Origin of the sequence: Stenotrophomonas sp. ESTM1D_MKCIP4_1 (assembly GCF_003086895.1) — a bacterium.
Taxonomy (GTDB): domain Bacteria; phylum Pseudomonadota; class Gammaproteobacteria; order Xanthomonadales; family Xanthomonadaceae; genus Stenotrophomonas.
Window position 1 is genome coordinate 2216142 of record NZ_CP026004.1, and the last position, 16295, is coordinate 2232436.

12 protein-coding genes are annotated in these 16295 nt (G+C 66.6%); 9 read left to right on the forward strand and 3 right to left on the reverse strand.

Features of this window, described 5'->3' with window-relative positions; all coding sequences use genetic code 11:
- Positions 1-68: 68 nt before the first annotated feature.
- The 3 genes from C1924_RS10215 to C1924_RS10225 are packed head-to-tail and all read left to right on the forward strand — an operon-like array spanning position 69 to position 3976.
- On the forward strand, positions 69-797 hold the full coding sequence (locus C1924_RS10215; RefSeq protein ID WP_108765191.1) for a gluconate 2-dehydrogenase subunit 3 family protein: 729 nt from the start codon (positions 69-71) through the stop codon (positions 795-797).
- Positions 798-801: 4 nt separating this feature from the next.
- Entirely contained in the window at positions 802-2577 is a 1776-nt protein-coding gene (locus C1924_RS10220) for a GMC family oxidoreductase (RefSeq protein ID WP_108765192.1), read from the forward strand.
- A gap of 10 nt (positions 2578-2587) precedes the next feature.
- The gene (locus C1924_RS10225; RefSeq protein WP_108765193.1) at positions 2588-3976 is read left to right on the forward strand and encodes a c-type cytochrome; all 1389 of its coding nucleotides are present in this window, start codon (positions 2588-2590) and stop codon (positions 3974-3976) included.
- A 51-nt stretch (positions 3977-4027) separates the two neighbouring features.
- Here the strand turns inward: C1924_RS10225 and C1924_RS10230 are convergent, their stop codons facing one another.
- Entirely contained in the window at positions 4028-4981 is a 954-nt protein-coding gene (locus C1924_RS10230) for an alpha/beta hydrolase (protein ID WP_108765194.1), read from the reverse strand.
- A gap of 217 nt (positions 4982-5198) precedes the next feature.
- Here C1924_RS10230 and C1924_RS10235 point away from each other — a divergent pair, with 217 nt between their 5' ends.
- Positions 5199-6368 carry a Fic family protein gene (locus C1924_RS10235; RefSeq protein WP_108765195.1) on the forward strand — a complete coding sequence of 390 codons (1170 nt, stop codon included), beginning with the start codon at positions 5199-5201 and terminating at the stop codon, positions 6366-6368.
- Positions 6369-6425: 57 nt separating this feature from the next.
- On the opposite strand, the gene C1924_RS10240 is transcribed toward C1924_RS10235, so the two are convergent.
- Positions 6426-6938 (reverse strand): hypothetical protein, encoded by a 513-nt coding sequence (locus C1924_RS10240; RefSeq protein ID WP_108765196.1) that lies wholly within the window; start codon positions 6936-6938, stop codon positions 6426-6428.
- 172 nt (positions 6939-7110) lie between these two features.
- Here C1924_RS10240 and C1924_RS10245 point away from each other — a divergent pair, with 172 nt between their 5' ends.
- Positions 7111-7878, forward strand: coding sequence for a hypothetical protein (locus tag C1924_RS10245; protein ID WP_108765197.1), 768 nt, complete (start codon positions 7111-7113; stop codon positions 7876-7878).
- A gap of 131 nt (positions 7879-8009) precedes the next feature.
- On the opposite strand, the gene C1924_RS10250 is transcribed toward C1924_RS10245, so the two are convergent.
- Complete coding sequence (locus tag C1924_RS10250) at positions 8010-9014, reverse strand: PHB depolymerase family esterase (RefSeq protein WP_108765198.1); 1005 nt, start codon at positions 9012-9014, stop codon at positions 8010-8012.
- 237 nt (positions 9015-9251) lie between these two features.
- Here C1924_RS10250 and C1924_RS10255 point away from each other — a divergent pair, with 237 nt between their 5' ends.
- Genes C1924_RS10255 through C1924_RS10270 form a run of 4 tightly spaced genes read left to right on the forward strand, consistent with a single transcriptional unit; the run spans position 9252 to position 16188 of the window.
- Entirely contained in the window at positions 9252-11423 is a 2172-nt protein-coding gene (locus tag C1924_RS10255; protein ID WP_108767025.1) for a TonB-dependent receptor, read from the forward strand.
- Positions 11424-11434: 11 nt separating this feature from the next.
- A complete protein-coding gene (locus C1924_RS10260) occupies positions 11435-12313 on the forward strand; it encodes an alpha/beta hydrolase (RefSeq protein ID WP_108765199.1) in 879 nt (292 codons plus the stop codon).
- Positions 12310-12795: a MaoC family dehydratase gene (locus tag C1924_RS10265; protein ID WP_108765200.1), complete on the forward strand. Its 486-nt coding sequence runs from the start codon at positions 12310-12312 to the stop codon at positions 12793-12795. Before C1924_RS10260 ends, C1924_RS10265 begins: the two co-directional genes overlap by 4 nt.
- Positions 12796-12846: 51 nt before the next feature.
- Entirely contained in the window at positions 12847-16188 is a 3342-nt protein-coding gene (locus C1924_RS10270) for a PAS-domain containing protein (protein ID WP_108765201.1), read from the forward strand.
- Positions 16189-16295: the final 107 nt, after the last annotated feature.

Genomic DNA, 16295 nt, shown 5'->3' on the forward strand with positions numbered 1-16295 from the left:
TTACGCACACTGCCGCGACGGGATGCGCGCCATGCTGTGCCCTAGCCACCCTTCAGGTAGCCAGACCCATGACCGATGGACCAGACCAGGGCGCCCCGGCGCTGACCCGCCGCCGCTTTTTCCAGGGCCTCACACTGATTCCGGTAGCCGCCGCCCTGCCCGGCTGCGGTCCTGCCGCCGCACCCGCTGCGGACCACGGCACCGCACCAGCTGCAGCGAATTACACGCCGCAGTTCTTCAACGCGGCCGAGTGGGCCTTCGTCCAGGCGGCCTGCGACCGGCTGATTCCGGCCGATGAGACCGGCCCCGGCGCCGTTGAATCCGGCGTGCCCGAGTTCCTCGACCGGCACATGCAGACGCCGTACGCGGCGGGCGATATCTGGTACATGCAGGGCCCTTTCCTGGAAGCACCGAGCGAGTTCGGCTACCAGGGCAAGCTGGCGCTGCGCGATATCCTGCGCGTGGGTATCGGCGCCTTTGATGCGCAATGCCGGGCGCAGTTCCAGGGCAAAACCTTCGCCCAGCTGGACCACGCGCAGCAGGAAACGCTGCTGAAGGCCGCCGAGAGCGGGAAGCTGGAACTGGAAGGCATTTCCAGCAAACTGTTCTTCTCCAATCTTTTGGGCGAGGTCAAGAACGGTTACTTCGCCGACCCCAAGTACGGAGCCAACAAGGGCATGGCCGCGTGGAAAATGATCGGCTACCCGGGCATGCGTGCCGACTACCTGGACTGGATTGGCGTGCGCGACAAGGCATACCCGCTGCCGCCGGTCGATCTGGCCGGGCGGAGGGGCTGAGCGCATGGCCATCACGAAACCGAAAGTTGATGCGGTGATTGTCGGCATGGGCTGGACCGGGGCGATCCTGGCCAAGGAACTGACCGACGCCGGTCTGCATGTGGTTGCGCTGGAGCGCGGTGGCGACCGCGATACCCAGCCTGATTTCGCCTACCCCAACGTGGTGGACGAACTGGAAGGTTCGGTGCACCGCCGCTACCTGCAGAGCCTCTCGCAGGAGACGGTGACCATCCGCCACACGCCGTCCGATACGGCCGTGCCGTACCGGCAGATGGGCTCGTTCAAGCCGGGTACCGGCGTGGGTGGTGCGGGCAGCCACTGGTCGGGGGCGCACTTCCGGCCGCTGCCGGAAGACATGAAGCTGCGCACGAACGTGGAAGAGCGCTACGGCAAGGGGTTCATTCCGGCCGACATGACCATCCAGGATTTCCCGGTGACCTATGCCGAGCTGGAACCGCACCTGCATATGTTCGAGCTGGTGTGTGGCACCTCCGGCAAAGCCGGTGTCATCAACGGGGTGGTGCAGGCCGGCGGCAATCCGTTCGAGGGTTCGCGCTCGGCCGAGTACCCGCTGGGCCCCAACCCGAACTACCTGGGCGGTGAGTTGTTCTACAAGGCGGCCAAGGAAATGGGCTGGCACCCCTACCCCATTCCCGCTTCCAACGCTTCGGGCCCCTATGTGAACCCCTATGGCTGCCAGCTGGGCCCGTGCAATGCGTGCGGGTTCTGCAGCGACTATGGCTGCCTGAACTATTCCAAGGCCAGCCCCAATGCCTGCATCCTGCCGGTGCTGCGGCAGCGCCCGAAGTTCGAGCTGCGCACGCATTCGCAGGTGCTGAAGGTGGACCTGGACAGCACCGGCAGCAAGGCCACCGGGGTGACCTACCTGGATGCGCAGGGCCGTGAAGTGCAGCAGCCGGCCGATCTGGTACTGCTGTGCGCCTTCCAGCTGTACAACGTGCACCTGATGCTGCTGTCCGGCATCGGCACGCCGTACGACCCGGAATCGAACACCGGCACGGTGGGCCGCAACTACTCCTACCAGAACCTCAACCGGGTGGTGCTGTTCTTCGACAAGGACGTGCAGGCCAACGGTTTCATCGGCATCGGTGGTGCCGGTACCACCATGGACGACCTCAACGGCAACCAGCTGGACAACGCCAAGGCGGGCTTCGTCGGCGGCGGCCTGGTGTGGGCGCGGCAGCCGGGCGCAGGCCCGGTGCGCGGCATCAACGTTCCCAGCGGCACGCCCAGCTGGGGTGCGGCGTGGAAGAAGGCGGCGGCGGACAACTTCCGCCACAACTTCTACTACGAGGTGCAGGGCGCGTGCATGGCCTACCGCCAGCACTACCTGAGCCTGGACCCGACCTACAAGGACAGCTTCGGGCGACCGCTGCTGCGCATGACCTTCGATTGGCATCCGAACGAAATCAAGGCGTCGCAGTTCTTTGTCGGCAAGGCGATGGAAATGAGCCGTACGCTCAACCCGCTGTCGATGAGCGGCGATGCCAAGAAGGACGGCGAGCACTACAACATCACCAAATACCAGAGCACGCACACCTGCGGCGGCGCGATCATGGGTGACAACCCCAAGACCTCGGCGCTGAACCGCTACCTGCAGAGCTGGGATGTGCCCAATGTGTTCGTGATCGGCGCCAACGCATTCCCGCAGAACAACGGCTACAACCCGACCGGCCTGGTGGGTGGGCTGGCGTACTGGGCGGCCACGGCCATCCGCGAAAAGTACCTGCCCGATCCGGGCCCGCTGGTACAGGCCTGAGGAGACGCCGATGAAGAAGCTTCTCCTGTGGTGTGTGGCGCTGGCCCTGATCGTGCTGTTGCTGGCACTGGCCTACGCCTTCCTTCCCACCCGCACCCGCGTGCTGGCCCAGGGCCCGGCACCGGATGCCGCGCTGATCGACCGCGGCCGCTACCTGGCTGCGGCCGGCGACTGCACCGCCTGCCACACCCGGCCGGGCGGCCAGCCCTTCGCGGGCGGTCTGGCCGTGGCTTCGCCGCTGGGCAACATCTACAGCACCAACATCACCCCGGACAGAGACACCGGCATCGGCGGCTATTCGCTGGATGACTTCGACCGTGCCCTGCGCCATGGCATCACCCCCGATGGCCGCACGCTGTACCCGGCCATGCCCTACCCCTCCTACGCGCGGCTGACCGACGAGGATGTGCGTGCGCTGCATGCCTATTTCCTGCACGGCGACATCGCGCCCGTGAGGGAGCCCAACCGCGCGGCGGACATTCCCTGGCCGTTGTCGATGCGCTGGCCGCTGGCCATCTGGCGCAAGACCTTCGCGCCTGAAGCGGATGCGGTGACGTTTGATCCCAGTCGCTACGGCAGTGCCGAACTGGCCCGCGGTGCCTACCTGGTGCAGGGGCTGGGCCACTGCGGCAGCTGCCACACCCCGCGCGGGTTTGCGCTGCAGGAGCAGGCACTGGATGAGAGCGGCAGTGCGTACCTGGCCGGTGGCCAGATCATCGACGGCTGGAATGCGGTGAACCTGCGCGGCAACGCGGCCGACGGCCTGGGCCGCTGGAGCACCGGGGACATCGTGGACACCCTGCGCACCGCCCGCAATGCGCACAGCGCGGTGGTGGGCACGCCGATGGCCGACGTGGTGATGCACAGCACCCAGCACCTGACCGAGGCCGATCTGCAGGCCATGGCGGTGTACCTGAAGAGCCTGCCCGCCAGTGCGCATGACCCGTCGTCCTACACGGCCGACGATGCCACGGCACGCAAGCTGCAGGCCGGCATCAACGACAGCCGCGGCGCCGAGCTGTATGCCGACAACTGCGCAGCGTGCCACCGCACCGATGCCAAGGGCTACGCGCAGGTGTTCCCGGCCATTGCCGGCAACCCGACGGTGCTGGCGGATGATCCGGTCAGCCTGGTGCGCCTGCTGCTGCACGGCAGCGCCCTGCCCTCCACCGCCAAGCGCCCATCCAACCTGGGCATGCCGGGGTTTGCCGACCGCCTCAGCGATGAAGAGATCGCGCAGCTGGCGACGTTCGTACGCCAGGAGTTCGGCAACCACGCCTCGGCCGTGCGTGCCAGCCAGGCGAAGGACGTAAGGGCGCAGCTGGAAAAAGAACGGCGCCATGACGATGTGGCGCACGACCCGACCGATGCGTCGGCGGACGAAGCCTCCGCGAAGTAACGCACGGCCCGCAACGAAAAGAGCCCCGGCATCGGCCGGGGCTCCTGTTGCTTACTTTTCCTGCAGGAAGGTCAGCAGGTCCTGGTTGACCTTGTCCTTGTGGGTGTCGGTCAGGCCGTGCGGCGCACCCGGGTACACGATCAGCTTGGCGCCCTTGATGAGCTTTGCCGACTGGCGGCCGGAGATGTCGATCGGCACGATCTGGTCGTCATCGCCGTGGATGACCAGGGTCGGCACGTCGAACTTCTTCAGGTCCGCGCGGAAATCGGTGGCCGAGAACGCTGCGATCGAGTCGTAGGTGTTCTTGTGGCCGCCCTGCATGCCCTGCGCCCACCACGCGTCGATCAGACCCTGCGACACCTTCGCGCCCGGGCGGTTGAAGCCGTAGAACGGGCCCGACGGAATATCCTTGTACAACTGTGCGCGGTTTTCCATCTGCGCCTTGCGGATGCCGTCGAACACTTCGATCGGCAGGCCGTTGGGGTTGTCGGCGGTCTTCAGCATGAACGGCGGCACCGAGCTGATCAGCACCGCCTTCTTCACCCGGCCGGTGCCATGGCGGCCGATGTAGCGCGCCACTTCACCGCCACCGGTGGAGAAGCCGACCAGGGTCACGTCGTGCAGGTCCAGGGTGTTGATGACGGTGGCCAGATCATCGGCGTAATGATCCATGTCGTTGCCATCCCAGGGCTGGCTGGAACGGCCGTGGCCACGACGGTCATGGGCGATGACGCGGTAGCCGTGGTTGGCCAAGAAGATCATCTGCGATTCCCAGCTGTCCGAGTTCAGCGGCCAGCCGTGGCTGAAGGTGACGACCGGACCGTCCTTCGGGCCCCAATCCTTGTAGTACAGCTGCACGCCGTCGGCGGTGGTGATGTAGCTGGCGGTGCGGGCGATGCTGGTGACGGCGGTCGGCTTGGCCGGTTCAGCGGCCTGGGCGGACAGGCCGGCCTGCAGGGACAGGGCCAGCGCGGTGGCGGCCAAGGTGCGGGTGAGGGTTTTCATGGGGGGAAACTCGCGTTGGGTGGTGGGACGTACTGTGCGCCCACGGCGGAGCGCATCGGTGATGGATGGTCCGCAAAACTTGATTGATCGTCTTGGATGGATGTGCGGGATCGGGGCTGGGCGGTGGTTCGGGGTGACGTGAGCCGAATAATGCTATTATTCGGCTCACTGAATGAGCCGAATAACCTGGCCATTCGGCTCACCTGGAGATCAGCCGATGTCCACTCCTCACTGGATCTGGCAACACAGCGACTGGCCACGCTTTGCCTGGAATGCGCAGGCGGTCGCGGCCCCGTTGCGCGCCTGCCAATTGCTGCAGGGCCAACTGTTGGGCATGGCGGCAGCAGAAAGCCGCGAGCTTCAGGCCGAAGATGCGCTGGATACGCTGCTGTCGAATATCGTGACCTCGTCTGCCATCGAGGGGGAACGTCTGGACGTCGGCTCGGTCCGCTCATCGTTGGCGCGCAGGCTGGGCGTCGCCGAAGAAGGCCGCCGCCGCGCAACGGCGCGCGCGGAAGGCCTGGCCAACCTGATGCTGGATGCTACCCGGCATGCGGATCGTCCCTTGGACCTGGGCCGCCTTCTGCAATGGCACCGTTGGCTGTTTGCAGCCGACGACGATCTGCTGCCGAACCGGATCCGGGTGGGTGATCTGAGAGGCTCCGAGCCCATGCAGGTTGTCTCCGGCCGCATCGACAACCCGACGGTGCATTTCCAGGCGCCACCTCGGGAACGCCTCGAGCACCAGGTTGACGCCTTCCTGCAGTGGTTTGCGGACAGCGGCAATGATGGCGACATCGACCCACTCCTCCGCGCTGCCATCGCGCACTTCTGGTTCGTGACGCTGCACCCCTTCGACGACGGCAACGGCCGCCTCACCCGTGCACTGACCGATCTCGCCCTTGCCCAGGCGCAGCCGCAGGTCATCCGCTTCCACGCGATGTCGGCCAGCATCCTCGCCGATCGGGCCGGCTACTACCGGATCCTCGAGGACAGCCAGAAAGCTGGCCTCGACATTACCGCGTGGCTGCTGTGGTTCCTGCACACGCTGCACGACAGTCTTTCCCAGGCCCTGCGGCGCATTGATCGCGTGCTGGCCAAGGCGCGCTTCTGGCAACGCCATCGCCAGCATGCGCTCTTGGCCGAGCAGATCAAGGTTCTCAACCGCATGCTCGACGGCGGCGAGCGCGGTTTCGAGCAAGGCATCAGCGCAAGCCAGTACCAGGCCGTGGCCAAGGTATCCAAGGCCACGGCCACCCGTCATCTCGCCGATCTGGTCGAGAAGGGCTGCCTGCGCCGGTTGCCCGGTGGGAGCCGGAACACGCGCTATGCAATCGATGAAGTACGCTCTGGCATTGGCGACTCACTCGACGACCCGGTCGACTGAAGGGGGCGTGCAGCGTCGAGCGCGCTCGACTACGCTCTTTCATGGACACCACGTGCATCAATCCGAGTACCAGTAGCGATTGAACGTGCCGGTCTTCCGGTCGTAGATGTAGTAGGACGCCGAGCTGCCTTCCCTGAAGTAATCCAGCACGTCGGCCCGTGTGCAGATCCTGCCCTCGATGTCCGGGCTATCGTTCAACGCGAAGTAGTCGAAGCAGCCCGGCGCCTCCACCTGCAGGCCCATCACCTCGTAGCCCGTTTCGTCATCCTCCTCGCCGAGTATGTGGCATGCGCGGGTCGCCTGCGGGTCCTTCGCGGCAAGGCAGATGCGCAACGCAGAGCTGTGGCGCACGGGGTTGGTGACGAGCATGGCATCGTCCTTGAGGCCATCGCCGTTCATGTCGAGCTTGACGCGGGCATAGGCAGTGGCCGACTCCCTGCGCCACGGGTCTTTCCTGAGCTGGTCGAGGTCGGCGGGCACCCAGGTGTCGGCTTTGGCTGGTGGTGGCGCCGCTGCAGCCGATGCAGACAAGGCGATGGCGGAGAACAACACCGTGAGCATCCTGGTCATCGCGTTGCCATTTGCCGGGAGATGGGGCGGATTCTGCGCCTGATTGCGGGACAGTGCAGCGTAGGAAAAGTGCTTGTTGGAATGTAGGGAATTGCCAGTCCGTGGTGAAGGGGAGGCGGCAGGGGCTCGATCCTCTATAGTTTCCCTCTTCAGACGGAACAGTCGGCGCACCATGCCCTACCTTGGAATCGGACTCCATTTCATCGCCGCGATCTACTTCGCGGTGCACGCCATCCGCTCAGGCCAGAGCCTGTACTGGCTTCTCCTGCTGTTCTCGTTCCCGCTGCTGGGCAGCGTGGTCTATTTCGTGGCGATCTATCTGCCGGAGGCCCGCCATTCCCGCGGCGCCCGCCAGGTGGTCCATTCGGCCAAGCAGTTCATCGATCCGGGCAAGGACGTGCGCACTGCGCGGGCCGAGCTGGCCCGCACCCCGACGGTGCAGAACCGTGTCCGCCTGGGCATGGAGCTGCTGGCTTCCGGCCAGGCCGAGGAGGCCAGAACGCTGTTTGAGCAGGCCGCGAGCTCGCCACTTGGCGACGACCCTTACATCCTGACCGGGCTGGCGCGTGCGCGCCTTGAATCCGGGCACGCCGCTCTTGCCGCAGAGGCGCTTGACGGTCTGTTTGCGCGCCACCCGGAGGTGCGCCGCAAGCCCGAGCAGACCCTGCTGTACGCGCAGGCTCTGGCGGCCACCCATGCGACAGGCACCGAAGCGGCGTTCGAGCGTGCCGTGGAATGTGGCAACGATGCAGCGGCGCGCTGCCTGTATGCCGAATGGCTGCTGGCCCAGCCGGGGGCGGCGGACCGTGAGAAAAGCCGAAGCGTATTCGCGAGCATTCTGGACGATGCCCAGCATTGGTCGCGCCATACGCGCAGCCACAATGCGCCGTGGTTGGACCGCAGCAAGGCGAAGCTGAAGGAGCTGGAGCGGGTGCGCTGAGACGTGCCGACCAACGGTCGGCACCTACCATGTCTGGGTGGTCGGCACCTACCAGGTTGCATTTGTGCCGACCAACGGTCGGCAACTACCAGTAGATCCACGCCATGCGTGGATGATCCAACCCCGCCAGGTCAGCGCTGGTTGTCCTTCAGGAACAACCAGGTGATCAGCGTGGCGTCCGGGCCCTGTGCGTCGGTGAACGGCAGGCCGGTCTGGCTGCCGCTCCAGGCGTGGCCCATGCCCTGCACCACGTAATGCTGGGCCAGCACCCTGCCGTTGTAGGCGTAGGTATCCACGGTGTAGCTGCGGCCGCCCGGCACCTGCCCCTGGTAGGTGCTGGTGGGCACGTACTTCACCGAATCGTTGTCCAGGCCATCGTCGGCCAGATCGTTGGTCTGCAGGAACTGACGCACCGCCTGCTGGCCGTTGATCGGGTTGACGGTGGAATCGGCGCTGCCATGGAAGACCAGCACCGGCAACGGCCGCGGCTTCGGCGAGCCGGAGCACTGCCACGCCAGTCGCCCGTTGCTGTCCGGCGAGTAGATGCTGCCGGCCAACAGGGCATACGCACTGCCGGACACGGTGGTCGCGCCCTTGTACATGCCGCCGGCATGGATGGCGCCCGCCGCGAACACATCCGAATAGCAGGCCAGCATGGTTGCGGTCATCGCGCCGCCGGCAGAGATGCCGGTGACGTAGACCCGGCGCGGATCGACGGCGTAGCCGGCTTTCACTTCATCCACGATGCCGGCCAGGATGGAGGGCTCGCCACTGCCGCGCGCCTGGTTGACCGGCAACGGGAAGTTCCAGCAGCGCATGGGATTGGCGGTGACGTTCTGCCGCGGGTAGACGACGATGAAGCCTTCGGTATCGGCCACATCGTTGAAGCCGGACGCCTCACCCATCAGGTTCGGGCCGGTGACGCAGCCGTGCAGCACCAGCAGCAACGGCAGCGGCTGGCTGGGCTGGTAGTTGGCGGGCACCCACACCTGGTACTCGCGGGCGCCGTAGACGTTGCCGTAGACACCGAAATCCCAGTGCCCCGGCGTATCGGCCGCAGCGGCCGTGGCGCTCATCGCCAGCCACGTGCACAGCCCAAGCAGCAACGTCCTGATTGAAGTGATTGCAGCGTTCATGCCCGGATCCTCATGCGTGCGTGGTGGAAGACGTCGTGTCGGGAGGCGGTGCCGTTCGGCACCGTCGTGTGGGGATGGGGCCAGTATCCGCATCTGCCCGGCCATGCCGACTGGACCTAGGTCCACTCGCAGCCGGTGCCGGGGCGCGGCTAGCCTAGGCGCCATGGGTGGCAATGGGCCATCTGCAATGGACATGCCCTTGGGGGGGAATGAATGAAACGGAATGGCTTGAGCCTGATGATCGGCGTGCTGCTGGCGTCCGGGCCGGTGCTGGCACAGGAGGCGCCGCCTGCATCGACGGCCGGCAAGGCCGTCTCGGCCACCAACCTGGACAGCATCAAGGTGACCGCGCGCAAGCGTGAGGAAACCCTGCAGGAAGTGCCGGTGGCGGTGACCGCGTTCACCTCCGGGGCACTGGACAAGCTGAATGTCCAGGACATCAGTGCGCTGGGCCCGCAGGTGCCCAACATGACCATTTACGCGGCACGCGGCGCCAGCAGCACGGTGACCGCCTACATCCGCGGCGTGGGCCAGTCCGACCCGACCTGGGGGTCCGACCCGGGCGTGGGCATCTACCTGGATGACGTCTACATCGCGCGGCCGCAGGGTGCCCTGCTGGACGTGTTCGATGTCTCCCGCATCGAAGTGCTGCGCGGCCCGCAGGGCACGCTGTACGGCAAGAACACCATCGGCGGTGCCATCAAGTACATCTCGCGTGGCCTGCCCACCGAAACCGAGGGCTTCGCCCAGATCACGGTGGGCAATTACAGCCAGCTGGATGCGAAGGCGGCCATCGGCGGCCCGATCGGCGGCGCAGACAGTGGCCTGCGCGCGCGCGTGGCGGTGGCCAGCATGAACAACGATGGCTTCGGTGAGAACACCTTCAACGGCCAGCCGGTGAGCGACAAGCAGATCAACGCGGCGCGCTTCAACCTGGGCGCCTATGCCGGCGATGATTTCGATGTGCAGTTCGCGCTGGACTGGACGGACGACCGGTCCGGCATGCGTGGATCGAAGATGCTGGCGCCCAACCCGTTCCTGCCCGGCTACCCGCCGATGGACAGCCGTTACGACATCCGTTCGGGCATGCGCAACCTCAACAACGTGGAGAGCAAGGGCGCTTCGGCCACGGTGAACTGGCGGCCGAATGAGGATGTCGCGCTGAAATACGTGATTGCCAAGCGCGAATCGGACAGCCAGGGCAACGTTGATTTCGATACCACACCGGTGAAACTGGCCGATGTAAGCGGCACCTATGACGACAACCAGGTGAGCAACGAGCTGCAGCTGAACTACGATGCCGGTGGCCGCGTGCGGGGCGTGGTGGGCCTGTACCAGTTCAAGGGCGAGGCCGGTGGGCAGATCCAGAACAACTACTTCAGCGTGCAGTTCGCCGACAACCAGGGCAAGGTCCTGACCGACAGCATCGCGCTGTATGCCGACTGGACCTTCGACCTGACCCAGAAGCTGAAGCTGGACGTGGGCGCGCGCTACACCGATGAGGACAAGCGCGCGATCGTGCTGAACCGGCTCTATGCGGACCCCGGCTTCACCCGTCCGGTGGCGGTGACCGCGGACTTCGACAAGAAGACCAACTTCAGCAACGTTTCGCCCAAGGTCTCGCTGGATTACCAGATCACCCCGGACATCATGGTGTATGGCCTGGCCACACGTGGCTTCAAGTCGGGTGGCTACAACATCCGCGCCAATGCGGTGGCCGTGCCGCGCTCGGCCGAGCCGTTCGATGACGAGGCCGTGGACAGCTTCGAGATCGGCAGCAAGATGGGCTTCTTCGACCAGCGCCTGTTCCTGAATCTGTCGGCGTTCCACAACAAGTACAAAGACATCCAGCTGTCGGTGTTCACGGGCATCGACACCAATGGCGACGGCGTTGACGATTCGTTCTTCGGTGACTTCACCAATGCCGGCAAGGGCACGGTGAACGGCCTGGAAATCGAGTACCAGTACCTGCCCACGCAGCATTGGCTGATCTCGGGCAACCTGGCCTGGCTGGATGCCAAGTACGATGAATACATGGACCGCGGCATCAACGTGGCCAGGCAGATGAAGTTCACCAATGCGCCCGAGTATTCCGGTGCATTGAACGTGGAATACCGTACCGCGCTGGCCAACGGCGGCAACCTGTCCGCACGGGTGAGCTACAGCTACCAGAGCGAAGTGTGGCCGACCACCGACCTGAGCCCGGTGATCCGCCAGGGCGGCTACGGGTTGGTGAATGCCGGTGTGGTCTGGCGCGTGGACGATGCGTGGACGCTGTCGCTGCAGGGCACCAACTTGGCCGACAAAGAGTACCGCACGACCGGCTACAACATCCCCGCGGTCGGCACGCTGATCGGTTTCTACGGTGCGCCGCGCCAGTATAGTCTCAGTGCCCGTTACGATTTCTAGGAAGCTTCTGCATGACGCAGTCTTACGACGATCTGTACTGGAACAGTGATGACGGCCTGCGCCTGCACGCGCGCGACCACGCCCCCGCCGTGGGGCTGGCGCCGCGCGGCACGGTGGTGTGCATCCCAGGCCTGACCCGTAATGCGGCCGATTTCGATGCCCTGGCGCAGACGCTGACGGACGACGGCTGGCGGGTGATCGCGGTGGACCTGCGCGGCCGTGCCGGATCGGAACGTGCGCGTGACCCGGCCAGCTACAACGCACGCACCTATGCCGATGACATGGTGGCGCTGCTGCGCGCGCAGAACATCGCGTCGGCGGTCTTCGTGGGCACATCGCTGGGCGTACTGGTGACGCTGACGGTGGCCTCGCGCGCGCCGGAACGGGTGCTGGCGGCGGTGCTCAACGATGCCGGTCCGCGGGTACCGCGCGCCGCGCTGGCGCGGATCGGCCAGTACGCCGGCAAGCCGGTGCCGCCGATGGATCTGCAGCAGGCCGCGACCTACATGGGCACCATCGGCAAGGCGGCGTTTCCGCGCTATACCCATGAGGACTGGCAGGCCATGGCGCTGCGGACCTTCCGCCAGCGCAGCGATGGACTGATGGAACTGGATTACGACCCGGCCATCATCCGCACCACGCGGCCGTGGGTACTGTGGCTGCTGCGCCCGGTGCTGTGGCGTGCGGTGCGCAGGCTGACCGCGCGGGTGCCGGTGCTGGTGGTGCGCGGCGCGTTGTCGGACATCCTGCCGGCCGACGTGGCACGGCAGATGGCGGCGAGCTCGGCCAGCGCCCGGCTGGTGGAAGTGCCGGACGTCGGCCATGCGCCGATGCTGTCCGAGCCAGAGGCGCGTGGCGCCATCCTCGGGCTGCTGGATGGCGTGCGATGAGTGCGGCAGCCGCGAACACGGCGCTGCCCGATGCACTGCATGCCCTGCAGCAGTGGGCCGCTTCGGAGCGTCTGGGCGCGCCCACGCTCATCACGCAGGCACGCATCGATGCGTTCGCCGAGGCCACGGGCGACCACAACTGGATCCATGTCGATGCGGCGCGGGCGCAGGCGCAGTTGCCGGGCGGGCGGACCATCGCCCATGGCTTCCTGCTGCTGTCGTTGACCGTGGACGAGGATGTGGCCGTGCTGAGCGGTTTTGCCGGCGTGTCACATGCACTGAACTACGGCCTGAACAAGGTGCGGTTCCTGGCCCCCGTGCCCAGTGGCACACAGGTGCGGGTGCGTTCGCAACTGGTGGCACTGGAACCACGTGGGCCCGGCCAATGGCTGCTGACCCAGCGCAAGACCGTCGAGCGTGTGCCCGGCGATGACGTGGCCTTGGTGGCCGAGCAGCTGGCGCTGGTGGTGCTGGCCGGCTGAGCGCGCCCTGCCCCGCTGCACGCCTGCCGCGGTTCTCTCTACACTGGAGCGATGTTGACGCCTTCCATCGTCCTGTTCGCCTGTATTGCGTGGACCGTTCTGCTGTTTGGCGTGGCCCTGTGGGGCGAGCGCCACGGGCACCGGCTCGCGCGCGTGTGGCCGGCGATCTACGCGCTGTCGCTGGCCGTGCACTGCACGGCATGGACGTACTACGGCGCCGCCTCGCAGGGCGTGCAGTGGGGCTTCCCGATTCCGCCCACGCTGGTGGGCATGGCCCTGATCTTTGCGTTCGGGCTTCCTTTCCTGGCTCGCCTGGGGCGCCTGGCCAAGCAGCACAACAGCGCCACCATCGCCGACCTGGTGGTAGCGCGGCTGCGGGCCGACCAGGGGTTGGGGGTGACCATCACCGTGGTCGCGCTGTTCGGCATCATTCCGTACATCGCCCTGCAGTTGAAGGCGGTGAGCCAAGGGCTGGGCGCGCTGCTGGGGGATCGCTTCACGCCGGCCGGGTGGCAGCTGGACATGTCGTTCTGGTTCGCGCTGACGATGGCAGCGTTCACCCTGCTGTTCGGCGCGCGCAAGGCCTCGGCCACCGAACATAACCGGGGCATCGTGGTGGCGCTGGGCCTGGAATCGGTGCTGAAGCTGGTGGCGCTGCTGGCCATCGGCCTGTATGCCGGGCTGTCGGTGCAGCATGCGGGCGCGCCGCTGCTGGAAAAGATGGCAACGCTGCCGCCCCCGGCCGTGGTGCCGGACTACCTGACGATGGTGGCACTGGGGGCGATCTCTGCGTTCACCCTGCCCCACCAGTTTCACGTGGGTGTGGTGGAACTGCGCCAGCCGTCCGACCTGAAGACGGCACGCTGGCTGTTCCCGATGTACCTGCTGCTGATCGGCCTGCCCTCGGTGCCGATGGCCCTGTATGGCGCTTCGCAGCTGCCGGCGTCGGTATCGCCGGATCTTTACGTGCTGGCCCTGCCGTTGGCCGGTGGCCATCACCTGCTGGCACTGGTGGCCTACCTGGGAAGCCTGAGCGCCGCCACCGGCATGATGATCCTGTCCGGCCTGACGTTGTCGATCATGCTGGGCAACCATGGCGTGGGCACGCGCCTGCTGGGTGGCATCGATGGCGGCGTGGCGGGGAGCGACCTGCGGCCGCGCGTCCTGGCGTTCCGCCGTGCGGGCATTCTTGCGGTGTTCCTGATGGCCTGGCTGTACAGCCGGGCGATGAGCGATACCGAAGCGCTCAGTGATTTCGGCCTGATGTCGTTCACCGCGCTTTCGCAGTTGGCACCTGCGGTGCTGCTGGCGGTGTACCGTCCGCGCACGCCTTCGCCGGCCATCATTGCCGGCATCGTGGTGGGGTCGCTGGTGTGGCTGTGGCTGGTGCTGCTGCCGATGGTCGTGCCCGCCGTGCCGCCCGGCACGGACACCGACGGGGTGCATTGGCTGGCCCTGCTGTCGGTGCGGCTGCAGCCGGGCCACATCGCCATCAGCATGGGCGCCAGCCTGGCGGCGAACCTGCTGGCCGTGGTGCTGGTGGCACGCGCGGTGCGGCCGCCGCTGCCACGGCAGCGCGACGCAGTGGCAGCGGTATCGCTGCGCAAGACGGCGGGCCGCTTCCTGGGGCCGGAGCGGGCGCGACAGCTGATGGATGGCCACGCGGGGCAGGTGCTGGATGATGAGCGGGTGACCGCCATCGAGCGCGAACTGACCGCCGTGGTCGGTGCCGGCATGGCGCGCCTGCTGGTGGAGGCGGCGCGTGATGGCGGTGCGGCGCCGCTGGATGCGGTGACCCGCGCGGTGGGTGAAGCCACGCAGGTGCTGCGCTTCAACCAGCGCCTGCTGGAAGCCGCGTTGGAAAACATGAGCCAGGGCATCAGCGTGGTCGACGCGCAGTTGCAGCTGGTGGCCTGGAACAGCCGGTATGCGGCGCTGTTCAAGTTCCCGCCCGAGCTGCTGCAGGTCGGGCAGCCGGTAGCGAATCTGACCGCGTGGGCGCTGGGCCAGCTGCGGATCGGCCATGTGCCCGGCGACAGCCCGGAGAAGGCACTGCAGCGCCGTGTGGTGCACATGCGACGTGGCACGCCGCACCTGTCCGAACGCATATTCCCGGACGACACCATCGTTGAAATCCGTGGCAATCCGATGCCCGGCGGTGGCTACGTGGCGACCTTCACCGACGTGACCGCGTTCCGCCGCGCCGAGGATGCGCTCAAGCGCAGCAACGAAACGCTGGAGCGCCGCGTGCAGGATCGTACGGCCCGGCTGGAACAGGCGGTGCATGAGGCCGAACGGGCCAACGTGGCCAAGACACGCTTCCTGACGGCGGTGGGGCACGACCTGATCCAGCCGCTGCATGCAGCACAGCTGCTGACCGATGCGATGTCCCAGCACATTGAATCGGCGTTCCTGGACAGTTTCCTGCGGCAGATCCGCGGCGCGCTGGATTCCACCGATGACCTGCTTTCGGGGCTGCTGGACATCTCGCGGCTGGAAGCCGGGGGACTGGTGGCGGACCCGCGCCCGTTTGCCTTGTCCACCGTGCTGGATCCGCTGGCGCAGGAGTTCGCGGTGCTGGCGGCGGCGCGTGGCCTGCACTTCGGCTACGTCGGCACCCGTGCGTGGGTGCACAGCGATCCCCTGCTGCTGCGCCGGGTGCTGCAGAACTTCCTGGCCAACGCCATCCGCTATACCCGCAGTGGCGGCGTGCTGCTGGGCGTGCGCCGCTGCGGCGATCGGCTGTCGATCGGCGTGCATGACAGTGGGCCGGGCATCGCGCCCGAGCAGCAGGCGGTGGTATTCGAGGAATTCCACCGGGTGGACCGCAGCAACGGCCAGGGGTTGGGCCTGGGATTGACCATTGCGCACCGCATCGCAGATCTTCTGCATGCACCGCTGCAGCTGCGCAGCGTGCCGGGGCGCGGTTCGGTGTTCTCGATCAGCGTGGCGCGGGCAACGCCACCACTGTCACCCCGCAGCGCACCGATGGCCGGCGGAAGCAGCACCATCAAGGGCCTGCGCGTGCTGGTGGTCGACAACGATGCCGATGCGTTGGAGGCCATGCGGCAGATGCTGCTGGCCTGGGGCTGCGAGGTGGTGGCGGTGGCCGATGCTGCGTCGGTAGGCACGGCTGCCGGGGAGGCCGCGCTGTGGCTGTTCGACTACCACCTCGATGATGGCGATACCGGTGTGGCGCTCTGGCAGCGCCTGGTGGCCACGCACGGCCCGCGGCCGACGGTGCTGCTCAGCGCGGATACCGGCAGTGAGACGCGCGAGGCGGTGCGCGGCGCCGGGCTCTCGCTGTTGAACAAACCGTTCAAGCCGCTGGCGCTGCGCTGGGCGATCAACCATCTGCTGGCGACGGCGGAGTCCCGCAGCACGGAGGCGTAGGTGCCATGCTCTGGTAGCCGCCAACCTTGGTTGGCGCTGTGTGTGTCGACCAAGGTCGACACCTACCAATAACCGGCGTGGTGCCCTGCTCTGGTAGCTGCCAACCT